The 21,927-nt window shown below is 46.7% G+C and carries 26 protein-coding genes; 20 read left to right on the top strand and 6 right to left on the bottom strand.

The window, feature by feature from the left end; genetic code table 11:
* The first annotated feature begins 19 nt into the window (after positions 1 to 19).
* The 7 genes from nrdR (at position 20) to rplT (ending at position 6,616) form a co-directional block, all read left to right on the top strand.
* On the top strand, positions 20 to 502 hold the full coding sequence (nrdR, locus tag DCM90_RS02350; protein WP_109249749.1) for a transcriptional regulator NrdR: 483 nt from the start codon (positions 20 to 22) through the stop codon (positions 500 to 502).
* 5 nt (positions 503 to 507) lie between these two features.
* Complete coding sequence (locus DCM90_RS02345) at positions 508 to 1,905, top strand: replication initiation and membrane attachment family protein (protein WP_109249748.1); 1,398 nt, start codon at positions 508 to 510, stop codon at positions 1,903 to 1,905.
* 2 nt (positions 1,906 to 1,907) lie between these two features.
* Positions 1,908 to 2,837, top strand: a complete 930-nt coding sequence (dnaI, locus tag DCM90_RS02340) for a primosomal protein DnaI (protein WP_109249747.1) — start codon at positions 1,908 to 1,910, stop codon at positions 2,835 to 2,837.
* A gap of 344 nt (positions 2,838 to 3,181) precedes the next feature.
* Entirely contained in the window at positions 3,182 to 5,170 is a 1,989-nt protein-coding gene (gene thrS, locus DCM90_RS02335; protein ID WP_109249746.1) for a threonine--tRNA ligase, read from the top strand.
* 271 nt (positions 5,171 to 5,441) lie between these two features.
* Complete coding sequence (infC, locus tag DCM90_RS02330) at positions 5,442 to 5,948, top strand: translation initiation factor IF-3 (RefSeq protein WP_109249745.1); 507 nt, start codon at positions 5,442 to 5,444, stop codon at positions 5,946 to 5,948.
* Positions 5,949 to 5,996: 48 nt separating this feature from the next.
* Positions 5,997 to 6,194: a 50S ribosomal protein L35 gene (gene rpmI, locus DCM90_RS02325; RefSeq protein ID WP_109249744.1), complete on the top strand. Its 198-nt coding sequence runs from the start codon at positions 5,997 to 5,999 to the stop codon at positions 6,192 to 6,194.
* A gap of 68 nt (positions 6,195 to 6,262) precedes the next feature.
* Positions 6,263 to 6,616 carry a 50S ribosomal protein L20 gene (gene rplT / locus DCM90_RS02320; protein ID WP_109249743.1) on the top strand — a complete coding sequence of 118 codons (354 nt, stop codon included), beginning with the start codon at positions 6,263 to 6,265 and terminating at the stop codon, positions 6,614 to 6,616.
* An 80-nt stretch (positions 6,617 to 6,696) separates the two neighbouring features.
* On the opposite strand, the gene DCM90_RS02315 is transcribed toward rplT, so the two are convergent.
* Positions 6,697 to 7,632 (bottom strand): NADP-dependent oxidoreductase, encoded by a 936-nt coding sequence (locus DCM90_RS02315; RefSeq protein WP_109249742.1) that lies wholly within the window; start codon positions 7,630 to 7,632, stop codon positions 6,697 to 6,699.
* Positions 7,633 to 7,814: 182 nt separating this feature from the next.
* Between DCM90_RS02315 and DCM90_RS02310 the strand changes: the two genes are divergently transcribed.
* From DCM90_RS02310 to rpmF, 10 genes are all read left to right on the top strand, one after another.
* On the top strand, positions 7,815 to 8,351 hold the full coding sequence (locus tag DCM90_RS02310; protein ID WP_109249741.1) for a YqeG family HAD IIIA-type phosphatase: 537 nt from the start codon (positions 7,815 to 7,817) through the stop codon (positions 8,349 to 8,351).
* On the top strand, positions 8,338 to 9,477 hold the full coding sequence (gene yqeH / locus DCM90_RS02305; protein WP_109249740.1) for a ribosome biogenesis GTPase YqeH: 1,140 nt from the start codon (positions 8,338 to 8,340) through the stop codon (positions 9,475 to 9,477). The genes DCM90_RS02310 and yqeH overlap by 14 nt, the downstream gene beginning before the upstream one ends.
* A gap of 43 nt (positions 9,478 to 9,520) precedes the next feature.
* Positions 9,521 to 9,832: a ribosome assembly RNA-binding protein YhbY gene (gene yhbY, locus DCM90_RS02300; RefSeq protein ID WP_109249739.1), complete on the top strand. Its 312-nt coding sequence runs from the start codon at positions 9,521 to 9,523 to the stop codon at positions 9,830 to 9,832.
* Between the two features lie 56 nt (positions 9,833 to 9,888).
* Entirely contained in the window at positions 9,889 to 10,488 is a 600-nt protein-coding gene (locus DCM90_RS02295) for a nicotinate-nucleotide adenylyltransferase (RefSeq protein WP_225365947.1), read from the top strand.
* Positions 10,481 to 11,089 (top strand): bis(5'-nucleosyl)-tetraphosphatase (symmetrical) YqeK, encoded by a 609-nt coding sequence (yqeK, locus tag DCM90_RS02290; RefSeq protein ID WP_109249737.1) that lies wholly within the window; start codon positions 10,481 to 10,483, stop codon positions 11,087 to 11,089. Before DCM90_RS02295 ends, yqeK begins: the two co-directional genes overlap by 8 nt.
* Before the next feature lie 14 nt (positions 11,090 to 11,103).
* On the top strand, positions 11,104 to 11,460 hold the full coding sequence (gene rsfS / locus DCM90_RS02285; protein WP_109249736.1) for a ribosome silencing factor: 357 nt from the start codon (positions 11,104 to 11,106) through the stop codon (positions 11,458 to 11,460).
* The gene (locus DCM90_RS02280) at positions 11,460 to 12,203 is read left to right on the top strand and encodes a class I SAM-dependent DNA methyltransferase (RefSeq protein ID WP_109249735.1); all 744 of its coding nucleotides are present in this window, start codon (positions 11,460 to 11,462) and stop codon (positions 12,201 to 12,203) included. The genes rsfS and DCM90_RS02280 overlap by 1 nt, the downstream gene beginning before the upstream one ends.
* A 5-nt stretch (positions 12,204 to 12,208) precedes the next feature.
* A complete protein-coding gene (locus tag DCM90_RS02275; RefSeq protein ID WP_109249734.1) occupies positions 12,209 to 13,351 on the top strand; it encodes a nucleotidyltransferase in 1,143 nt (380 codons plus the stop codon).
* A 92-nt stretch (positions 13,352 to 13,443) separates the two neighbouring features.
* The gene (locus tag DCM90_RS02270) at positions 13,444 to 13,989 is read left to right on the top strand and encodes a YceD family protein (protein ID WP_109249733.1); all 546 of its coding nucleotides are present in this window, start codon (positions 13,444 to 13,446) and stop codon (positions 13,987 to 13,989) included.
* 62 nt (positions 13,990 to 14,051) lie between these two features.
* The gene (rpmF, locus tag DCM90_RS02265) at positions 14,052 to 14,231 is read left to right on the top strand and encodes a 50S ribosomal protein L32 (protein WP_109249732.1); all 180 of its coding nucleotides are present in this window, start codon (positions 14,052 to 14,054) and stop codon (positions 14,229 to 14,231) included.
* Between the two features lie 66 nt (positions 14,232 to 14,297).
* On the opposite strand, the gene DCM90_RS02260 is transcribed toward rpmF, so the two are convergent.
* Together DCM90_RS02260 and adhP are read right to left on the bottom strand one after the other, a co-directional pair.
* Entirely contained in the window at positions 14,298 to 15,497 is a 1,200-nt protein-coding gene (locus DCM90_RS02260; RefSeq protein ID WP_109249731.1) for an MFS transporter, read from the bottom strand.
* A 231-nt stretch (positions 15,498 to 15,728) separates the two neighbouring features.
* Complete coding sequence (gene adhP, locus DCM90_RS02255; protein WP_109249730.1) at positions 15,729 to 16,745, bottom strand: alcohol dehydrogenase AdhP; 1,017 nt, start codon at positions 16,743 to 16,745, stop codon at positions 15,729 to 15,731.
* A 247-nt stretch (positions 16,746 to 16,992) separates the two neighbouring features.
* Between adhP and DCM90_RS02250 the strand changes: the two genes are divergently transcribed.
* Positions 16,993 to 17,679, top strand: coding sequence for a response regulator transcription factor (locus DCM90_RS02250; RefSeq protein ID WP_109249729.1), 687 nt, complete (start codon positions 16,993 to 16,995; stop codon positions 17,677 to 17,679).
* Positions 17,676 to 19,259, top strand: coding sequence for a HAMP domain-containing sensor histidine kinase (locus DCM90_RS02245; protein ID WP_109249728.1), 1,584 nt, complete (start codon positions 17,676 to 17,678; stop codon positions 19,257 to 19,259). The genes DCM90_RS02250 and DCM90_RS02245 overlap by 4 nt, the downstream gene beginning before the upstream one ends.
* 190 nt (positions 19,260 to 19,449) lie before the next feature.
* Here the strand turns inward: DCM90_RS02245 and yidC are convergent, their stop codons facing one another.
* From yidC to DCM90_RS02230, 3 genes are all read right to left on the bottom strand, one after another.
* Positions 19,450 to 20,355, bottom strand: a complete 906-nt coding sequence (yidC, locus tag DCM90_RS02240) for a membrane protein insertase YidC (protein ID WP_109249727.1) — start codon at positions 20,353 to 20,355, stop codon at positions 19,450 to 19,452.
* A 158-nt stretch (positions 20,356 to 20,513) separates the two neighbouring features.
* On the bottom strand, positions 20,514 to 20,744 hold the full coding sequence (locus tag DCM90_RS02235; RefSeq protein WP_109249726.1) for a hypothetical protein: 231 nt from the start codon (positions 20,742 to 20,744) through the stop codon (positions 20,514 to 20,516).
* A 20-nt stretch (positions 20,745 to 20,764) separates the two neighbouring features.
* A complete protein-coding gene (locus tag DCM90_RS02230; protein WP_109249725.1) occupies positions 20,765 to 21,037 on the bottom strand; it encodes an acylphosphatase in 273 nt (90 codons plus the stop codon).
* Positions 21,038 to 21,122: 85 nt separating this feature from the next.
* On the opposite strand from DCM90_RS02230, the gene DCM90_RS02225 reads away from it, so the two are divergent.
* The gene (locus tag DCM90_RS02225; protein ID WP_109249724.1) at positions 21,123 to 21,890 is read left to right on the top strand and encodes a TrmH family RNA methyltransferase; all 768 of its coding nucleotides are present in this window, start codon (positions 21,123 to 21,125) and stop codon (positions 21,888 to 21,890) included.
* Positions 21,891 to 21,927: the final 37 nt, after the last annotated feature.

Below are 21,927 nucleotides of genomic sequence, written 5' to 3'. Positions count from 1 at the left end.
TAGTAATGAGGTGACAACGATGCAATGCCCACACTGCCATCATAATGGTTCTCGGGTTGTTGATAGTCGACCAACCGATGACGGACGTGCGATTCGTCGACGGCGGGAATGTGAAAACTGCGGTTTTCGATTTACAACGTTTGAACGAATGGAAGTCACACCACTTTTGGTGATTAAGAAAAACGGGGCCCGTGAAGAATTCAACCGGGAGAAAATTCTCCGGGGAATTATTCGCTCAGCTGAAAAACGGCCCATCGGTATGGATACAATGACTAGAATTGTAGACGAGGTTGAAAACAAGGTTCGCTCACTAGGTGAAAACGAAGTGGCCAGCCAAGTAGTCGGCGAGTATGTGATGGACGAATTGCGGACGACTGATGAAATCGCCTATATTCGGTTTGCCAGCGTTTACCGGCAGTTTAAGGATACTGGGGTCTTTTTGAACGAGTTAAAGGACATGATTGAAACGGATAAGAAGAATCAGGACGGGCATAAGGGGTAACAAAAATGGAAAATTCATGGCATCAATTGAATTTACGCTCGGGCTTTGTTGCCAGTGTAACGGGATGGATAACTGACCTGGACTGGCAGGTCCTGGCGCAACTCTATACCCCCTTCATTGGGTCATTGTCGGCGACCGTTTATACGACACTCTTTTGGCGTTTTACCAGTGGGGAAGAGCTTCAGACCCACGCCAAACTTCAGGAGGCACTGAACGTTAGTCTTCAGGATTTTTATAATGCCCGCCTAAGATTAGAAGCAGCTGGGTTGCTGACCACGCGAGTGAGTGAACGTGATGCGCAGCCTGTTTTTTATTATCAATTAAATCCGCCAGTAGATCCTGGCGATTTTTTTAACGATGATCTATTAAGCGTGCAGCTATTGAGTATTGTTGGGGAGTCCGAGTATCAGCGGTTGGTGGATCATTTTACCGTGGTGCCGGAATCGGGCAATGACACCCAAAATATTACTAAGAATTTTTTGGAAGTTTTTCATCCAAGCGATCAGCAGTTGAATCAACTGCCAGACCCAGTCCTTAAGGGACGCCATAACCTGACAAATAATCAACCTGAATCGAACCGATTGGATCAGGTGGATGACTTTGACTTTCAGTTACTTGGTCAGATGCTGGAGAAATCCTATATTAATTTGGACCAGTTGAATGCTCAGCGTCAGTTGATTTTAATGGAACACGTCACCTATGGCATTGATGAGATTGAGATGAAACGGTTGATCGAAACGGCTACGAATATTGCAACCAATGTGTTTGATCCCGAGCAGTTTAAACGGCTCGTTGTTAATCAATTTAACCAGTCCCAAAGGCCGGTTAAATCTGAAACCCAGCGGGAAACAACTTCGGTGGTTCAACCTAAGGTACCGGCGACAACTGGCACTGAGGACCAACTCATTCAATTTGCTTCTGCGCTAGCTCCCGTCAACTTCCTTCAGGCCCTTAAAAATGAGCAGGGGGGATACGTGACGGATGGTGAACAGCGGGTGGTTCGGAACTTAGTTAACCGACAATTGTTTGCACCATCACTGATTAACATTATGATTTACCACCTGTTAGTGGATGAAAACCGGCCGACCCTCAATAAAAATCTCTTGGATGCCATTGCCAATGATTGGGCCAGGGATAAAATTACAACGCCGCAGGGAGCGATAGCAGAGATTCGCAAACACCAGCAGCAAGCCAGCCAACCAAAGAAGACCAAACAGCGGTCCAGTCGTAATCAACGTCAGGGAAAGGCCGTTACGGAGACGCTGCCGGATTGGGCCAAAAACCCAACCACGCAGTCAACCGAGAAGCTGTCATCGGATGAACAAGAAAAACTGAAATCACGAATCAAGGCAATGCGGGAGTCCACTAAGAATAATCAAACTAGTGATAAGGAGGTGCGTTAACCATGGAGAGTTTAAACGAGATGATGGCCAGTTACATGCGCCGTCACAATGTTGATCATAACTATGAAGAACTGATGAGTCGGGTTCTAAAGGACCCGGATGTTCAAGCCTTTTTGGCCCAGCATGCTACTGAACTGAATGAAGATGCCGTGCAAAAGTCGGCCGCAAAACTGTACGAGTTTGTGAACGAGAAGGATAAGGTAGCGAATGGACAGTCTTCGTTTGCGACGGGATATGAACCGCGCTTAGTTTACGCTAACCATTTAATTGACGTGGCCTACGAACCGACTAGGGAAACGAAACAGCGCGAGCAGCAGCAGATTTTAGCGAACCGGGTGCATGCAATTTCAATGCCGAAAAACATTCGGGAAGCCAGCCTAGAAAACTTTGACGTGGATGATGCTTCCCGTAAGGAGGCCATTAGTGCGGCTCTGGACTTTATTGATGTCTATTCTGCCAGTCCGAAACGTCGGCATCAGGCCCTTTATCTTTACGGCAGCTTTGGGGTGGGTAAGACCTACTTACTGGGTGCCGTTGCAAATGAACTTGCTGAACGGGGATTTAAAACGACGTTAGTTCATTTTCCGAGCTTTGCCGTGGAAATGAAGAGCGCGATCGCCACTAATTCCGTGCAGGATAAATTAGATGCCATTAAACGGGCCCCGATTTTAATGATTGATGATATTGGGGCTGATGCGATGTCGGCGTGGGTACGGGACGAAGTCTTTGGGGTCATGCTAGAATATCGGATGCAGGAGGAACTGCCGACGTTTTTTAGTTCTAATTTTTCAATGGCCCAGTTAGAAAGGGAACACCTTCAAGTGACGACTAACGGTGGCGATGAACCCCTTAAGGCGCAGCGACTTATGCAGCGGATCCGCTTTTTGGCTCGTGAAATTGAAATGATCGGGGTTAATCGCCGGCCCCATTAGAAAATCGCCAAGTTTCCTAAAAGTCCCTTGACTTTAATTTGGGAAGAGTGTTTAATTATCAACGTAAGTAACGAAGACATGATGACTAATTCTCAGTGTCAGAGAGGCTAACCCCGTCTGAAAGTTAGCTGACTAGGATTAAGTCGTTACCACTTTGTTAAATCGTTAGGTGGATAATACCTAACCGGATCGTTTCGTTATCAACGAGTAGAGTTCACCTAACCATAGGAATTAGGTGAAGAATTCGGGTGGAACCACGTTATTAACGTCCCCAGCACAGGTGTTTTTGTGCTGGGGACTTTTTTATGCAGGTTCGGCCCCTAATTAAAAGGAGAGTGTACGTAATGGCAGAATTATCAGTGACGTTCCCCGATGGTAGCGTTAAGTCGTTTGACCAAGGGGTAACGAGTGAAGACATCGCCAAGTCCATTTCAATTAGTTTGGCGAAAAAGGCTGTCGCAGCAAAGGTGGATGGCGTGCTTGTCGATATTTTAGAACCCATCACCCACGATGCAACGGTTGAAATTGTAACAAAGGATTCTAAGGACGGGCTAACTGTCGCTCGGAATACGGCAGCTGTCTTGTTGAAGCTAGTCTTAAAACAGACCTACCCTGAAATTCATTTTGGTGAAGCCCGGGCCGATGAAGATGGCTTTTTTGTCGACACGGATAAGGCGGACGGCCAAGTCAGTGCGGATGAATTAGATGGCCTGGAATCTAAGATGGCAAAGCTGGTGCAGGCAAAGCTGGCCGTTGAGCACGTTACCTTAAGTACTGCTGATGCCCTTAGCCAGGTTGCCGGCGACCCTTACTCAACTGAGTTGGTTAATGATGTGGTTGATGACAAGGTCAGCTTCGTTAAGATCAACGATGAGTTAATCCTTCAGGATGGCCCACAGTTACAAACGACTGGGGACCTCAAACAGTTTAAGCTCCTTTCTGTTGCTGGTGCTTACTGGTTGGGAAAATCTTCTAACCCAATGCTGCAACGGATTTACGGCACGGCATTTTACAAGAAGGCTGATTTAGACGAAGATCTAAAGCAGCGTGAGGAAGCCCGGGAACGCGATCACCGGGTAATCGGGAACCAATTGGACCTTTTCTTTGTTGATCCAAAGGTTGGGGCCGGATTAGCCTACTGGATGCCAGATGGTGCTACCATTCGCCGGACGCTGGAACGTTACATTATTGACAAAGAAGTCACTCACGGTTACCAACACGTTTACACGCCGGTGCTGGCTAACTTAGACCTATACAAGACGTCTGGACACTGGGATCATTACCGTGAGGACATGTTCCCACCAATGGATATGGGGGACGGAGAACTGCTTGAATTGCGGCCGATGAACTGTCCAAGTCACATTCAGATTTTTAACCATCACATCCGGTCCTACCGTGAACTCCCACTTCGGATTGCCGAACTTGGCATGATGCACCGGTACGAGAAGTCTGGCGCACTTAGTGGGCTTCAGCGGGTGCGGGAAATGACGCTGAACGATGGCCATACGTTTGTGACTCCCGATCAGATCCAAGAAGAATTTACTAAGATCCTGAAGCTGATGGTTGAGGTTTATTCTGACTTTGACATTAACGACTACACGTTCCGGTTAAGTTACCGGGATCCAAAGAACACCGAGAAGTACTTTGACGATGACGAGATGTGGAACAAAGCTCAAAGTATGTTGAAGGGGGCCATGGATGACCTCCACCTTGACTACGTTGAAGCTGAAGGGGAAGCGGCCTTCTACGGTCCTAAGCTGGACGTTCAAACGAAGACGGCGATGGGAAATGAAGAAACGCTTTCTACCATCCAATTAGACTTTATGCTGCCAGAACGCTTCGACCTCACCTACATTGGTTCAGATGGTCAAGAGCACCGGCCAGTGATGATACACCGGGGTGTCATTTCAACCATGGAACGGTTTGTCGCCTACCTCATCGAAATGTATAAGGGGGCCTTCCCAACCTGGCTGGCTCCACACCAAGTTCGAATTATTCCAGTTTCCGAAGAAAAACACGGAAACTATGCTGAAGGGTTACGAAAAGAGTTTGCCGCTGCTGGTGTCCGGGTTGATGTTGATACCCGGGGCGAGAAGATGGGCTACCTGATTCGGGATGCCCAGACCCATAAGGTACCTTATACGGTCGTTGTTGGTGAAGATGAAGTGAATAACAATACCGTTTCAGTTCGCCGTTACGGGGAACAAGAGACCAAGACGGAAACTAAACCAGAATTTCTGGCCGAAGTATTGGATGATATTGCGTCCTACAGTCGAAATGGGAAACCAGCAGAAAACCAACTTGAAAAGAAGTTGGATGCCGAGACAAAATAACTTCAAATTTCATGAGTGTGACCTTGACAAGAACAGGGGATTCAAGTAATATAGAAAACGTTGATAAATTAAGTAGAGGCCACCGCTTCTCACCTAGCGACGTTGATGTTACTGGGCCAGATATCTTGTTAATTTTAAAATTTTCTTGAAAAGAAATTAACGGGTGCGGTATGCTGAATACTGCACCCGTTTTTTATGGCGTTAAGCCATAATTGGTCTCATATTTTAATGGAGGTGAATTACCATACCAAAGAAAGACACAAAGAAGAACATGATGGTGAATGATGGAATTCGTTCGCGTGAAGTTCGCTTAATTGACGATGAGGGGAACCAGCTTGGTGTTAAAGCAACAAGTGACGCTCTGAAAATGGCCGATGATGCAGAATTAGACTTAGTTTTGGTTGCGCCAAAGGCTAAACCGCCCGTTGCCCGGATTATGGACTACGGAAAGTACCGGTTCGAACAGCAGAAAAAGGACCGTGAAGCCCGGAAAAACCAAAAAGTTGTCAGCGTGAAGGAAGTTCGGTTAAGTCCCGGAATTGACGTGAACGACTTCAACACGAAGTTGAAGAACGCCAAAAAGTTCTTAGCAAAGGGCGAAAAGGTCCGCGTTTCCATTCGGTTTAAGGGCCGTGCCATTACCCATAAAGATTTGGGTCGTGACGTCTTAAACCGATTTGCTGCACAAACAGCAGACGTTGCTACCGTTCAACAACATCCTAAGATGGATGGACGGAGTATGTTTTTAATGTTAGCTCCGCTAAAGGATAAAAACTAAGGCGACTAACGTTAAAGGCTGTAAATTTTAAGGAGGAACATTTCTACTATGCCAAAGATGAAGACGAACCGTGCTGCCGCAAAGCGTTTTAAAAAGACTGCTAACGGTGGTTACAAGAGTGCCAGTGCTTACACTAGTCACCGTTTCCACGGTAAGACTAAGAAACAACGTCGTAACTTACGTGGAACTCGTATGATGAACGAGACAACCGTTAAGACTTACAAGAAGTTGTTATTAAACAAGTAATTCAGTTTACTTGATTGTGGGTCGATTAAATCGACATATCGTTTTTGATGATTTAGGAGGAAAAGAATATGCCACGAGTTAAAGGTGGAACAGTTTCACGTAAGCGTCGTAAGAAGATTCTCAAGTTAGCTAAGGGTTACCGTGGTTCAAAGCACCGTTTATTTAAGACGGCTAAGGACCAAGTAATGAAGGGTTACCAATACGCTTACCGTGATCGTAAGACCACTAAGCGTAACTTCCGTCGTCTTTGGATTGCCCGGATTAATGCGGCAGCCCGGATCAACGGTTTGAGTTACAGTAAGATGATGCACGGTTTAAAGGAAGCCAACATTGACGTTAACCGTAAGATGTTAGCTGACTTAGCCGTAAATGATGCAGATGCATTTGCTGCATTAGCAGAACAAGCTAAAAAGGCTTTATAAAATTAACTCGATGTTTTATTGAGTTAAAAACCAGTCCCACGGGTAGTAATCACTATCCGTGGGACTGGTTTTATTTTTGATTAATCGTTCGTTAAAATAATTTTTCCGTGGTGGCCAGAGTCTAAATCTTTATGGGCTTCGATAACCCCGGCTAAGGAAAATGGTTGGGTTTCACCGACTTCGATGTCGAGCATGCCGTCACCGTAGAGATCAACCATATAATTGAGGGCCTTACCTGTTTGGTGGTAAGTCGCATCATTCATTTCAATGAAGGTGATGTCGGGGGCGGCTTGTCTAATCGAATTTGGAATGTGAGTTAGAGATAGTAAAATGCCGGTTGGCTTAAGCAGGTCTAACGCCATCTGTAAATGGTCGGCTCCCCGTGACGCATTCACTAAGAAATTAGTTCGGTGTAGTTCATCAATGTTTAAAGCATGATCATAGGTCAAGACTTGATCGGCGTGCAACTGTTGGGCCCGCTGGGTGTTTCGGGGGGAGACCACTGCTTGCGCCCGATGACCCAGTTGTTTAGCGATTTGAAGGGTTAGCGACCCTACCGCTCCGGTTGCGCCCATGACCGTAATCATTTGGTCTTCGGGTAATTCGGTGGCCCCAAAGAAAATATCGTAGGCGACGGTTCCGGGGGTTGGAAGTGCGGCGGCCTCAGCTAAGGGTAGTGCTTCTGGTTTTCTGACCATTCGCTTTTGGCTCACGGGAACGTATTCACCATAACCGCCAATGTTAGCCTTGCCAATCACGACTTCGCCAATGGAAAATTGATCAGCATCTGAACCTTGTTTGACGATTGTGCCAACGATATCCGTCCCAGGAACAATGGGGAAGTTCATTGGCCGATCCTTTTGGGTTTTGCCTTCTCTCATTAAGGCGTCGTAGGGAGTGACTCCAACGGCCATAACCTTAACGAGCATTTGGCCTGGTTTAAGGTCTGGTTCGGGCAGGTCGAGGTCCGTAAAAACATCTGGCCCACCAAATTGATTGAATCCATAACTGTACATGTAAAACGCTCCCTTCAGTGGCTAATTGTTCCAAGTTTATTGTACTCCAGTTATCAAGTGGTTTCATTCCTGGTGCCTTGTGATAAGATTGGAACAATAGTGGTCAAACGGGGGAAAATTGCGTATAATATTCTCCTAGATGTAAATTGGGCGGAGCATGCTCAAAGAGGAGGAATTTGGTAATGATTGATCAGTTTAAACCCACGTGGATGGTACCCGCAATCTACGATATCACGCCAGACCAACTAAATAAGCACGGGATTCGGGCAATCTTAACTGATTTAGACAATACCTTAATTGCCTGGAACAACCCGGACGGGACCCCCGAATTACGGCGGTGGATGTACCAAATGCACGACGCTGGAATTACAATTGTGGTGGTTTCAAATAATAGTGCTGCGCGAGTCTCACGGGCAGTTGCTCCCTTAGGGCTACCGTTTGTGTCACGGGCGTTAAAACCCGGAACTTCTGGCATTGAACGGGCCCGGCGCAAGGGACATTGGTCAAAGAATGAAGTGGTGATGGTTGGGGATCAACTGATTACTGATGTTTGGGCAGCCAACCGCGACGGGGTCCGCAGTATTTTAGTAAAACCAATATTAGAAACTGATCGATGGAATACCCGGTTTAACCGGCACTTTGAAAAGAAACTATGGCGGCGACTTAAAACCGCCCATGATGATTTAGATTGGCAGGAGGACATTAATGACCGAAAATAAAACGGATGAGTTACTGATTGACGGAGAACCCCTTTACTGTATTGGGTGTGGGGCCCGAATTCAGACAGCTGATAAAACCCAGCCTGGGTATACGCCAGCTTCAGCCTTAAAAAAAGATTTCGATAAAACTGAAGTGTACTGTCAGCGCTGTTTTCGGTTGCGGCACTATAACGAAATTACCCCCGTTGGCCTAACGGACGATGACTTTTTACGGTTGTTGAGTCAAATTCGGGATGCTAACGCCTTAATCGTTTACGTGGTTGATATTTTCGACTTTAACGGCAGCTTGATTCCCGGTCTGCACCGATTTGTTGGTGAAAATCCAGTGTTACTGGTTGGAAATAAAGCCGACTTGATGCCGAGTTCAATCAAACAGTCAAAGCTGAAGGATTGGATCCGGCAGCGGGCCAACGAAGCTGGAATTCGGCCAATTGATACGGCGTTAATTAGTGCAAAGACGAATCAATCGGTGGATGAACTGCTTCAGTTAATCGATCAATACAGGGGAGATAGAGATGTCTACGTTGTCGGTGTCACTAACGTTGGTAAGTCGACGTTAATTAACCAAATTATTCGGCAGAACACCGGGGCCAAGGATGTCATTACGACCTCTCGCTTTCCGGGGACAACGTTGGATCGAATTGAAATTCCATTGGATGATGAACACGTTTTAGTGGACACCCCCGGAATTATTCAACCGGAACAAATGGCCCATTACCTGTCGGGAAATGATTTAAAGGTCGTTACACCGCAAAAAACGATTAAGCCCAAGGTGTATCAGCTTAACGATGGCCAGACCCTATTCTTTGCTGGCATGGCTCGGTTTGACTACATCAAGGGCCCGAAGCACGGCTTTACCCTATACTTTGAAAATAACTTATACGTTCACCGGACTAAGCTTGAAAATGCCGATCAATTTTACGACAAACACGTGGGGGATTTATTAACGCCGCCACATGCGGACGATGAAGCCCTGCCCGAATTAGTTCGGCATGAATTTCATACCGATGAAAAAAGTGACCTGGTCTTTGAAGGCTTAGGATGGGTGACCGTTCCAGCTGGGGTGACCGTAGCTGGTTGGGCACCTAAGGGCGTATCAGTCATATTACGCCGCCCCATGGTTTAATCGACTAGCAGACTTGAAACAACTTGGAGGAAATTAAATTTAAATGACTTTACGTGGAAAACAAAAACGCTATTTACGGGCCCAGGCTCACTCGCTAAAACCCATCTTTTCGGTTGGAAAGAACGGGCTCACGGAGGCGTGGCTGAATCAATTGACGGGCGCCTTAGAAAAACGGGAACTCATCAAAATTAACTTACAGCAGGCCGCTGATGTGACGACTAAGGAGACCCAGGCATTCATTGAAGAAAATACCCCAATTGAAGTGGTACAATCGATTGGTAGGGTCTTAGTACTTTACTTACCGGCGAGTGACGAAGCTAACCAGCGCTATTCAGTCACCGTTAATCACATGTAAGGAATCGGGGATGCATTTTGGCTAAAACGACGACGCAACTTCGTCCTGAGGTTGCAATTCAGGTACAGGTGGATGAAATTAAGCCTAAGCACCGTATCGGGATCTTAGGTGGGACATTCAATCCTCCGCATATGGGACACCTCATCATGGCGGATCAAGTCTGTACGCAGCTGGATCTCGAACAGGTTTTGTTTATGCCTGATGCACTTCCACCCCATATTGATCAAAAACTGACTATCCAGCCAGAGGACCGCGTGAATATGGTAAAATCGGCGATTGCTGATAACCCCAAGTTTGGCCTTGAGCTAGAGGAGGTCAACCGGGGCGGGAAGAGTTATACGTTTGAGACGATGAAGATCTTGACGGAACGGCACCCTGAAAATCAGTACTACTTCATTATTGGTGGCGATATGGTCGATTATTTGCCAAAGTGGTATCGAATCGAGGATCTTGTGCACCTGGTTCAATTTGTAGGGGTCGGTCGGGAAGGGTTTCGGTGCGAATCACCCTATCCCGTCATGTGGGTTGATGCACCAGAAGTTAACGTCAGTTCCACGCAGATTCGTCAATTGGTTAGCCAGCGGCGATCGATTCGCTACCTGGTTCCCATGATGGTTGAACGTTATATAAAGGAGCATCAGTTATATCATGACTAAGGATTTGGTTTATCACGAACACCTAACGCCTTACACCCGGGAAGAACTTGTCGAAAAGATTCATACCCAACTGAAGAAACCCCGATTTGAACACGTTTTGCGGGTTGAACAAGTTGCAATGGAACTCGCTAAGGAAAATGATGCGGACGTTGAACGGGCTAGTATCGCGGGATTATGTCACGACTACGCTAAGCAACGGCCCGACGCTGATTTTATTACGGCAATTAAGGCCTACCACATGGATCCCGACCTCCTCAACTATGGCAATGCCATCTGGCATGGTCTCGTTGGTGCCGAGCTGGTAAGACGGGAACTATTAATTGACGATGAAGAGATTTTAAATGCCATCCGGTACCACACAACGGGAGCTCCCTACATGACAACGTTGGAGCAGATTATCTACATGGCCGATTATATTGATCCAAAACGGGATTTTGACGGGGTTGAACAGGCGCGACAGTTATCACACGAAGACTTACCGAAAGCCGTTGCCTACCAAACGAAGCGGACCCTGGCCTATTTAATTGCCAAAAATGCACCAGTCTATCCTGCGACTCTAACGACGTATAACGCCTGGGTGCCTCAATATTCTGACTTATAAAAGGGAGTAAATGAATGAACAGCAAAGAAATTTTAGAAATTGCCGTTAAAGCGGCTGACAGTAAAAGAGCTGAAAATATCGTTGCCTTAAATTTAGACGGGGTTAGTTTAGTTTCCGACTATTTTTTAATTATGGATGCGGGATCTGGTCGTCAGGTGCAAGCCATCGTCGATGCGATTAAAGACGCTGAAGAAAAGGCCGGCGTAACCGTAAAGTCCGTTGAAGGTAAGGATGCCGCTAACTGGATTTTAATGGATTTGGGTGACGTCGTGGTTCACGTCTTTAAGTCCGATCAACGTGGTTACTACAACCTCGAAAAATTATGGTCACAGGCACCTGCCATTGACGTTGCCCAATGGGTGACTGAATAATGGAAAACTATACGACATTTGCTGAGCTGTACGATGAGCTCTTCGATCCAGCCATGTACGATCAGTGGCTGGATTTTGTCGTGTCAAACGTCAAACCGGGTGACGGTCCCGTATTGGACTTGGCCTGCGGAACGGGACGGTTAGCGGTTATGATGGCTAAGGCCGGCTATGAGGTGAGCGGCTTGGATCTTTCAGCCGAAATGTTAGCGATCGCAGACCGGCACGCATGGGAAGTGGACGTGACGATTCCGTGGATGCAGGGGAATTTGTTAGACTTAGCTGGGGTTACCCCAGCCTCCGTGGTGACCTGTTTTGATGATTCACTAAACTATTTGGCTGATGAAGAGGAGGTCGGACTGGCGTTTAGTCAGGTGGAAAAGCACCTTGTTAGTGGGGGAACCTTTATGTTTGATGTGATCACCCCGTACCAAACGGATGACCTATATCCGGGCTATATGTATAATTATCACGATCAACACCGGGCGTTTTTATGGTCGAGTTACGGAACAGAAATCCCTCATGAAGTCGAACATGATTTAACCTTCTTTGTTTATAACGAAGAAAAGCAGGGTTACGATAAATTGAATGAGCTCCATCATGAACGAACTTACAGTTTGGCAACCTACCAAGAACTATTAGCGAAGGCGGGATTTTCCCGGGTTGAGGTAAGTGCGGATTTTGGGAATGGTGAAATCACACCGGAAACGACACGCTGGTTTTTTACGTGCCATAAGGAGGCGTAAACCCCATGTTACATGCGGTTGGCATTGTTGCGGAGTATAATCCATTTCATAATGGGCACCGGTATCAGCTGTTGCGAGCTAAGGAAATAACGGGGGCTGACGTAACGATCGCCATCATGAGCAGCAATTGGCTGCAACGGGGGGAACCGGCACTCCTTGATAAATGGGATCGAACCAAGTTAGCCCTGCAAAATGGGGTGGATCTGGTTATCGAACTGCCGGTTCAGTTTGCCGTCCAACCGGCTCACCGGTTTGCTATGGGCGGGGTCCAATTAGCAGCTGCAATCAACTGTGATTGGCTGGCTTACGGTGCTGAACACCCTGAGATCGATATGATGAACTTAGTTATGGAACAACCCCGGCAGTCAGATTTCTTTCGTCGGTTCGACCAAACGTATGCCGCACAATATGATCGTTTTCTTCAAGCCGCAACGGGAATTCGATTGACTGACTCAAATGATATCTTGGCGTTTGCTTACGCGCAGGCTAACCAGCAGTTGGGCTCACCCCTCCATTTAGTGCCCGTCAAACGGGAGCAAAGTCGGCACCGAGATCCAACTATTGAACGCTCAACCTCGGTTGCAAGCGGAACTGCAATCCGGCGAGCCGCTTTTAAACAGCGCTGGGACACGGTAGGGCGGGTAGTACCGGAAGCGACCTTGAACGCCCTTCAGCAAAAATCCGGGATCACCTGGGCCGACTTTTGGCCCCAGTTACAGTCGGGATTAGGGATCACCAATGTCAATCGATTGCGGGATTTCTATATGATGACTGAGGGAATTGAATTTCGGCTTCAGCGTGAAGCAAGGAGGTCAACTAATTTTGACCAGTTCATGCAGCGTGTGAAAACAAAGCGGTATACGTACACCCGGCTCCAGCGTCAGGCGGTATACGCGCTATTGCAGTTAACGCCCGATGAAATGATCGGTTCCGCAACGCTGCTCAGGGTTTTGGGGTTTAACGATACGGGCCGAGCCTACCTACACCAAGAAAAAAAGCGAACGGGTCTGCCGTTAATTACCCAGCTATCACCTGCGCTCGTTGATGGCGAGTATCAGGCTGAGTATAGGGCGGGCCTCATGCGCCAAATGGTGACGGGGGTTGAACAGGATTTGCACCGTCACCCGATTTATGCGGCATCATTATGAGTTGAATCATTTATTAGCTATCAAGGAAATCACCTTGACATTATATTTTTGAACGGGTATACTTATATCCGTTGCATTAGGAGGTCTTTGCGATGAAATGGTCGTTATCTGATAGCTTAAAGAATCAGGAACCACTTCAATTTGATGACACCTTAGACTTAAAGTCTGACTTGATGGATCGGTACCCGAGCGAGGTGTTGGATTTAACTCCCGTTCACGTTTCAGGTACCCTGCGTAATGAGGGCGGTCAGGTAGTATTGACGGCGCACATTACGACAACCATTACGGTTCCATCTTCACGGTCGCTTGAACCCGTAGCGTTACCAGAGGACTTTGAAATTAAGGAATACTATGTCAATACGCAGGCTGCACTGACTCAATTCGAGGAATCAGATGTTGTTTTAGTCATTGAGGACGACATTATTGATTTCGATAAAGCGGTTGGTGATAATATTCTTGCACAAGTCCCAATTCACATTCTGACCGATAAGGAAGAACAGGGCGCCCCAATGCCAAACGGCGAAGACTGGCGTGTCATTTCGGAAGCGGATCAGGAACAAGAGAAGAAGGACAATCAATCTGTTGATCCACGTCTTGCAAAGCTTAAGAATTACTTCCCTGATCAGGATGATAAGTAATCCCTTTGCAAGCCAATAAAAATTTCACTAGTGGATAATTTTATTTGAAGGAGGTGTTGGTCTTGGCTGTACCAGCACGTAAAACGTCTAAAACTAAGAAGCGCATGCGTCGGGGTCACATTAAGTTGTCTACTCCTAACTTGTCAGCATGCCCAAACTGTGGTGAACTTCGCGTAAGCCACATGGTTTGCCCTAGTTGTGGATATTACAATGGCCGTCAGGTTGTTGCTAGTAATAAGTAATCTATCGTTTGATAGACAATGAAAAACACCCAGAAGTCCGCGGCTTCTGGGTGTTTTTTTGTCGATTTAATGGGTAGCTCGAATTAACTTTTGAAGCCAGAGAGTGAGGCCGATTCCCGTAATAACCAGCATTAGGCTGCCAAATGGAGTAAGTGATAATCCGCCAATTTGAGTCAGTTTACCACCAAGCGTCGACCCCATGGCAATTCCAACGTTAAAGGCTGAAATATTAAGGGCGGACGCCATCGTGACGTCTTTAGGGGTGAACTTTTCGGCTAGCTGAACAATGAATAGCTGGAGGCCTGGGACACTCATAAACGCCATGAGACCCAGAAATAGCACGGCCATTAACCCAAGGTAATGGGTATTCATTAATAAAAAGAAACTCAGGGTAGCAAGGCCTAACCCAGTGAACATTCTTAACAGGGAGGTTAGCGGCGATTGATTTGCGAGCCGCCCACCAACGGAATTCCCAATTGCAACCATCATTCCGTACAGAACTAAAATTAAGATAATTGATCGAGGTTGCCAGCCCATATTTCTCATTAGAATGGGTGATAGATAGGTGTAGATGGGAAAGGTGGCCCCGTATCCGAATACGGTGATTAAGAGGGCCAGCAGAAGCTGCGGTTGCCCGAGGATCCGCCAAATCCCCCTAATTTCTGATCGTCCGGGAGTAGGAAGGTTTTTGGGGACCAGGATAAAATCGGCAATTAGGCCAATGACGCCAATCCCAACGATAAACAGAAAGGAGAAGTGCCAACTGGTCAGTTCACCGATAAACGTCCCAAGTGGTACTCCGGTAACGGTGGCGATGGTGAGTCCGGTAAACATAATGGCGATGGCGGAAGCCCGCTTGTTTTTAGGGACCACGTTGGCCGCAATTAAGCTTGAGATCGTCATAAAAATACCGTGGGCTAAAGCGGCAAGAATCCGACCAAGTAATAGAACCCAAAAGGCTGGCGCAACCGCTGAAATAAGGTTGCCTAAAATGAACAGCAGCATGGTAGCCATCAAAAGGGTTTTACGGTTGATCTGGCCGGTGAGAAGGGTAAGCAGGGGGGCTCCAATTGCGATTCCAGCTGCATACACTGTCACCGTTAGGCCCGCGGTTGAGAGTGAGATGCCAAAGGTTTTAACCAGCATGGGAATTAGGCCGACACTAATAAATTCGGTTGAACCAATTCCAAATGCGCTTACGGCTAATGCTAAGAGCGTTAACGTTGGGTGCGTGGGTCTTGATGTTGATTTAAGTGATGAATCCATTATCAATTCCTCCTAACAAAAAATAAGTATGCAATTGATTATACGGAGGAATTTAGGCTAAGCAAGTAGGTACCTAAAAGTAACCAGTAAAAACAACGCCCGTGTCAAACCGGATTAACAACCGAAAAAGGGAGGGTCACCGGAATTGGTTAAATTTCGGTGACCCTCCCTTTATATTAAATTATAGGCTTTTAAGCCTCAACGACTTCTAAATGGTCTTAAGCGAATGAGTTACTTAGTAAAGTCAACGACCATCCGACCAACAATTTGGTTGTTCTTCATTTCGTCAATGATATCGTTAACTTCATCTAGACGACGAGTCTGAACAATTGGGTGAACCTTTCCTTCGGCGCCAAATTGGAAGGTTTCGGCAAGGTCCTGACGGGTTCCCACTAAGGAACCGCGAACTTCGATTCCATCCAAAACAGTTTTGGCAATGTTAAGGCTCATATCCCCTTGAGGTAGGGCAACGGCAACAAGCTTACCGTCTGGCCGAAGTGCGTTAACTGATTGAGTAAAGGCATCGGTGGTTACGGCAGTAACTTGGGCGTTGTGAACCCCACCAACTTTTTCTTGAATTTGTTCTGAAACGTTCCCGTCGTGACGGTTGATTAAGACTTCTGCACCGTTGTCAGAAGCGGCTTGCAGCTTTTGTTCGTTGCCATCAACAGCGACTACGTGGGCCCCGAAAACGTTGTGAGCGTATTGGATGGCTAAGTTTCCTAAACCACCGGCGCCAACAACTTCAACCCATTGGCCAGGCCGAGTTTCCCCAACCTTTAAGGCCTTGTACATGGTAACACCGGCACAGGTTAATGAGGTTGCTTCAACGGGGTCTAATTCATCAGGAACCTTAACCGCATAGTTAGCATCGACGATACATTCTTCTGCCATGGCACCGTCAACCGTGTAGCCAGAGTTTAAGACGTTCCGGCAAAGGGTTTCCCGACCGGTCAAGCAGTATTCACAGTGGCCGCAACCTTTGTAGAACCAAGCGATAGAAACCCGGTCCCCAATTTTTAGGTTGGTAACGTCATCCGCAGTTTCGATTACTCGACCCACGCCTTCATGTCCGATAATCCGGCCAGGCACTTCACCAAAGTCACCAGCAGCAACGTGAAGGTCAGTGTGACAAAGACCACAATATTCCATTTTCACTAGGGCTTCACCATGGTGAATGGGGCGTAACTTAACATCCTTAATATCAACGTAACCGTCAACAGGGTCGCGAACAACAGCTGCTTTCATATCAATAACCTCTTTTTATTATCCTTTTTTTTAACACGGTTACATTATATCGAACTAGACCAAAAAAACAAGTGAATTTTTGAACAAAAAGTGGGATTTATAAAAAAATAATAAACTCATGAAAGTATAAAAATAAGCTGAGAAGCGCCTTACAAAAGACTCAGGATATGATAGAATAAACGTTGAATTGTGTTCATTTTGGGATCATCTAACACAAACAAAGCTAAACGGTTAGAGGGGTTAACGGATGAGTCGAATTTTAATAATTGAAGATGAGAAAAACCTAGCTCGGTTTGTTGAGCTGGAATTACAACATGAGGGGTACGAGGCACAGGTTGAGTTCAACGGTCGTTCTGGACTCAAAACAGCGTTGGAAGGTGACTTCGACGTCATTCTGCTAGATTTAATGCTCCCAGAGCTAAACGGAATTGAAGTTGCACGGCGGGTCAGGGAAGTGAAGACAACCCCCATTATCATGATGACCGCCAGGGATTCCGTTATTGACCGGGTTTCCGGGTTAGATCATGGCGCAGATGACTACATCGTCAAGCCGTTTGCCATTGAGGAATTGTTAGCCCGGCTGCGTGCGCTCCTGCGTCGAATTCACATTGAAGAAGAGCAGAAGAGCGTCAAACAAACGACGGTAACCTTTAAAGATCTGACCATTGAGAAAGAGAATCGGGTGGTTCGGCGCGGAACGGATGTGATCAATCTCACCAAGCGGGAGTATGAACTGCTACTTACCCTAATGGAAAATGTCAACGTGGTTTTGGCCCGGGACGTTTTGCTAGCCAAGGTTTGGGGTTATGAATCGGACGTTGAAACGAACGTAGTCGACGTTTATATTCGATACCTTAGAAACAAAATTGATGTACCCGGACAGAAGAGCTATATCCAAACGGTCCGGGGAACTGGGTACGTGATGCGATCATGAGTCAATCAAAGTCAGAGACGAAGGAACCAACTCGGAAACCGCGGTTTTCCTTAAAGTGGAAGTGGGCACTCAGCACGACGGTTGGCGTTTTAATTATCTTCTTAGCGATTATTGTGATCCTCTTTAACAGCTTTACATCCATCATGATTAAGCAGGAACAATCCCACGTTTCTGATTCGATGGTGGTTTTAACGGATAAACTGAGCGGAACGCAGGGGCCCTTAACGACTGATGATATTACTCAGCGACTGCAGGGTCAGCTGGCACCGATGCAAACTAATGGTAAGGCAGCCCGGCAGTTTGTTTTCTGGAACAACGTGAATGTCACAATTTTTGGTCCCAGTGGCGAGCGGCTGTTTGCCTCCCAAAATAATCGGGCCCGGTTCAAACGAATCCGGACGGACACGGTTGCTCGGAGTCAGGTCGCGGGTGAGTCTGGATTGATTGGCCGGGCCCCCATCATTTCTCGGTCGACGCACCAAGTGATTGGTTACGCTCAAATTGACGACCAGATGACAGACCTTCACCGAACTAGCCGACAATTAGGCGCCATTTTAGGTGTTCTTGCCCTCCTAGCGGTTTTCTGCGCGGCGGTTTACTGTTACATTATGGCTAGCTTTTTGCTGCGGCCAATGGAAGAGATTAGCGACACGATGAACATCGTTAGGGCTGATCCCCAAGCAGAGGTTCGGGTCCCCGATTTGAACCGGAATGATGAACTTTCGGATTTGGCCCAACTATTTAACGGGATGCTAGATCAGATGCAGCGGTATATTGATCAACAAACGGAATTTGTGGAAGATGTGTCACATGAACTAAGGACCCCGGTCGCTATTTTGCAAGGGCACATGGAAATGTTGAAACGCTGGGGGAAGGATGACCCAGAGGTTTTAAACGAATCCATTGATGCGTCACTTCAGGAAACCAAGCGAATGGAAAGTTTAGTTCAAGAAATGTTGGACCTCTCACGCGCAGAACAAATTGAATTGAACTTTGGCAATGAAATTACGAACGTGACTAAGGTCGTTCACCAAGTCTATAATGACTTTGAAATGATTCACCCCGACTTTACGTTTGTTTTGGATGACGACGTTGAAAAGGAAGTTGACGTTCAAATATACCGCAACCACCTTGAACAGGTCTTGATTATTCTGCTTGATAATGCGGTGAAGTATTCGACCAAGCGGAAGGAGATTCACGTGACCTATGAACGCAGCGAACGAAACGTTGATATTGCGGTTCAAGACTTTGGTGAGGGAATTGCCCCGGATAATATTGATAAGGTCTTTAACCGGTTTTATCGGGTCGATAAAGCCCGCAGCCGAAACAAGGGGGGCAATGGGTTAGGGTTATCCATCGCCCGACGTTTGATTGAGGCCTATCACGGGACGATATCGATTGAAAGTTCCCTGGGGTACGGGTCCATATTCCAAATTTCCCTCCCGATTTTAACGGGACAGGAAGTCGAAATTTTAGAGGAAAAACGGGATATGGCTGAAACGCAGCGGGACCAAAAGCCGCTTGCGTCTAACCTCTTAGAGGATCCTAAAGCCGAGGATCAGGCATCAAAACAAGATTAGAGTTAACGAAACGATCACTAACGAAATGGGCGACACGCTGAACTTCAATTGATTTTTGATTGGGATGAGCCGTGGAGGCCTTTTTTTTATGGTCGAAAACGGTTGGGCAAGACGTGAACTAAAAATAATTTATGTTATGTAAAGCAAATGATCAATAAAAAAGCCGACCTCTTCAGGTCGGCTTGGGTCATTATGATTGATCGTGATGCTGTTTACCAGCGTTTCGGTTACGGTTTTGAGGTTGTTCAATGACCTTTTTTTCTGGTTTTGGGGTGACCGGTTCCGTTGGAGTAACCACTTTAACGGGATGGGCCTTTATTTCTTGGTCGACTTGCCGCCGAATACGTGGGCGGTAGAGATTAATGATTAACGTTTGCAAGCAAGCAAAAATTCCACCAATGAAGAAGTAGAGTCCGAGTCCTGCGGGTGATTGGAAGGTAAAGACAAAAATCATAACGGGGGATAACCACATCATCATTTTCATTTGCTTCCGCTGATCCTCTGGCATTCCTACCATACTGAGGTAACCTTGAAGCAGGTAAATTAGGAAGGACAGAATGGCCAGGAGAATACTTGGTTTCCCCAGGGGAATTCCAAAGAAAACGCTTTTTGATAGCTCAGGTGAGTATCGAATAGCTGCGTACAGGGCGGCAAAGATCGGGAGCTGAATCAGAAGGGGTAGGCATCCGATGCCCCCGGTCATACTAATGTTATTATCCCGGTAGACCTTCATCATGTCCTGACTGACAGCGGCCCGTTCTTCTGGGGTCTGCGCTTCTTTTTGGCGTCGTTGAATGTCGTTTAACTGCGGTTTAACCGCAGACATCCGTTCTTGTTGTTCCGTGGATTTGCGAAGTTGACTGACCATCATCGGCATTAAAACTAATCGAACCAAGACGGTTAAAACAATAATGGCCCAGCCGTAACTGCCGCCAAAGAATTGTGCCAACCACTCCATAATGTGCTGGCCGGGTACGGCCAAATAATCATACACAAATCCGTATGGTTTACCGTTTTTGGTGCGCACACACCCGGAGAGGATTAATGCCAACGTTCCTAATAGTGTTAGAACGGAGGCCCGTTTTATTTTTTTCATGAACCAGAAACCCTTTCTTTCATCAACAGATTAAAGCAGATCCGTAAGAAAAATCTGCCCCACATAAACTTCATACTACTGGAAAAGGGGGGCCATTACAAATAATTTCTGTCCCTTTTTTGCTGGGTTTAGTACGCGACATTCCATAATGGGACCGGTTAGCGGGACGACGGAATGGCGTAAACAATGTAATTTGGGTTTACTAGGACGGTTTTTCCCGTGGAAATTCGACCCTTAAGAACATTAAGGCTGGTCGGGTCAATTTGGGTAAAGGTAAACCGCTTATCGGTTCCGTTATCCGTATAATGAACAAAGACGTCAATTTTGGCAGTGTCAGATTCCGCCTCGAGTTCATTAAGTAAAGCTAGAATTGTTTCAACAATGGTCATGAAAAGTCACTCCTTTGATTTTAAACGATGACCTCAAATTCAGTATCGTGGCGTAAGGGAATTTGAGTAAATTGAATGTTGGTAACCCGAGTGTATGGGGTGGGTCCCTTTTTTAGCGCCGCCATAAACTCATTCAAACTATTTGAATGAGCGGTGGCATAGAGCTCTACTTGACCAGATTCTAGGTTTTGAACCGTACCGGTAACGTTTAACCGGTTGGCTAGGGATCGAGTTGCCCAGCGAAAACCAACACCTTGAACCCGGCCGGTAACGATGATGTGAATGGATTTCATAGGGAAGACCTCCGTTCTTTCCTTCTATCTTAACATGTGGGACTATGATAAAATTTAGGGGAGCTTAATTAAAGGAGAAAAAACATTGGAATTCATTAAATCCACTAAAAATAACCGAGTCAAGGACTGGAAAAAGTTAACCACTAAAAAGGGCCACCAGAAGGATCGGGCTTACCTATTAGACGGCTGGCACCTTGTTAAGGAGGCAATTGCCGCGGAGGCCCCAGTTGTAACCCTTATTGGAACGGGCGATCAACTAGCCGAACATGGTGAGTTGTTGCCCGAAGGTGTAGAAACCGTGGAAATTAGCCTTGAAGTAGCCAACTATTTGGGAGATACGGTGACCCCTCAAGGGATTTTTGCGGTTGTGAGGATTGAACCTGCAACCTTGACCAATGCGAAAGCAGCTGAAGGCGTTTGGCTTTTCTTAGATCACGTTCAAGATCCAGGCAACATCGGGACCATGGTTCGAACGGCGGATGCGGCCGGCCTAACGGGGGTTGTGTTTGGTCGCGGAACGGCTAGCCAGTATACCCCAAAGGTTTTACGTGCGATGCAGGGAAGCCAATTTCACGTCCAAATCGTGGAAGCCGATCTGCACGAATGGATTCCAGCCTTTACCAACCGTCAATTGCCTGTCTATGGCACTAAATTGGACCCCCAAGCAAAATCCTACCGGGATGTTAGTCCCATGGATAATGGGGCAATTGTCATGGGGAACGAGGGCAACGGGATGGCCGATGATTTGTTGGCACAGACCACGCTCAACCTTTATATTCCGATTAAGGGTGAAGCTGAATCGTTAAACGTGGCGGTCGCCGCTGGAATTATGATGTTTCAATTAGTTCAGTAGGATTAAAGTTCCGTAACTTACTTACTTTTTAATTGCA

Source organism: Levilactobacillus bambusae, from assembly GCF_003124125.1.
GTDB lineage: Bacteria > Bacillota > Bacilli > Lactobacillales > Lactobacillaceae > Levilactobacillus > Levilactobacillus bambusae.
Note: the sequence above shows the minus strand (reverse complement) of the source record. Positions and strands in the feature narration are given on the sequence as shown.

Coding starts and splice junctions, on each gene's coding strand:
- DCM90_RS02260 (WP_109249731.1), bottom strand. CDS start 15,497: ATGGATTCATCACTTAAATCAACATCAAGACCCACGCACCCAACGTTA.
- rsfS (WP_109249736.1), top strand. CDS start 11,104: ATGAACAGCAAAGAAATTTTAGAAATTGCCGTTAAAGCGGCTGACAGT.
- nrdR (WP_109249749.1), top strand. CDS start 20: ATGCAATGCCCACACTGCCATCATAATGGTTCTCGGGTTGTTGATAGT.
- yqeK (WP_109249737.1), top strand. CDS start 10,481: ATGACTAAGGATTTGGTTTATCACGAACACCTAACGCCTTACACCCGG.
- adhP (WP_109249730.1), bottom strand. CDS start 16,745: ATGAAAGCAGCTGTTGTTCGCGACCCTGTTGACGGTTACGTTGATATT.
- DCM90_RS02245 (WP_109249728.1), top strand. CDS start 17,676: ATGAGTCAATCAAAGTCAGAGACGAAGGAACCAACTCGGAAACCGCGG.
- rpmI (WP_109249744.1), top strand. CDS start 5,997: ATGCCAAAGATGAAGACGAACCGTGCTGCCGCAAAGCGTTTTAAAAAG.
- dnaI (WP_109249747.1), top strand. CDS start 1,908: ATGGAGAGTTTAAACGAGATGATGGCCAGTTACATGCGCCGTCACAAT.
- yqeH (WP_109249740.1), top strand. CDS start 8,338: ATGACCGAAAATAAAACGGATGAGTTACTGATTGACGGAGAACCCCTT.
- infC (WP_109249745.1), top strand. CDS start 5,442: ATGATGGTGAATGATGGAATTCGTTCGCGTGAAGTTCGCTTAATTGAC.
- DCM90_RS02275 (WP_109249734.1), top strand. CDS start 12,209: ATGTTACATGCGGTTGGCATTGTTGCGGAGTATAATCCATTTCATAAT.
- DCM90_RS02250 (WP_109249729.1), top strand. CDS start 16,993: ATGAGTCGAATTTTAATAATTGAAGATGAGAAAAACCTAGCTCGGTTT.
- yhbY (WP_109249739.1), top strand. CDS start 9,521: ATGACTTTACGTGGAAAACAAAAACGCTATTTACGGGCCCAGGCTCAC.
- DCM90_RS02230 (WP_109249725.1), bottom strand. CDS start 21,037: ATGAAATCCATTCACATCATCGTTACCGGCCGGGTTCAAGGTGTTGGT.
- yidC (WP_109249727.1), bottom strand. CDS start 20,355: ATGAAAAAAATAAAACGGGCCTCCGTTCTAACACTATTAGGAACGTTG.
- DCM90_RS02235 (WP_109249726.1), bottom strand. CDS start 20,744: ATGACCATTGTTGAAACAATTCTAGCTTTACTTAATGAACTCGAGGCG.
- DCM90_RS02280 (WP_109249735.1), top strand. CDS start 11,460: ATGGAAAACTATACGACATTTGCTGAGCTGTACGATGAGCTCTTCGAT.
- DCM90_RS02345 (WP_109249748.1), top strand. CDS start 508: ATGGAAAATTCATGGCATCAATTGAATTTACGCTCGGGCTTTGTTGCC.
- DCM90_RS02315 (WP_109249742.1), bottom strand. CDS start 7,632: ATGTACAGTTATGGATTCAATCAATTTGGTGGGCCAGATGTTTTTACG.
- DCM90_RS02270 (WP_109249733.1), top strand. CDS start 13,444: ATGAAATGGTCGTTATCTGATAGCTTAAAGAATCAGGAACCACTTCAA.
- thrS (WP_109249746.1), top strand. CDS start 3,182: ATGGCAGAATTATCAGTGACGTTCCCCGATGGTAGCGTTAAGTCGTTT.
- rplT (WP_109249743.1), top strand. CDS start 6,263: ATGCCACGAGTTAAAGGTGGAACAGTTTCACGTAAGCGTCGTAAGAAG.
- DCM90_RS02310 (WP_109249741.1), top strand. CDS start 7,815: ATGATTGATCAGTTTAAACCCACGTGGATGGTACCCGCAATCTACGAT.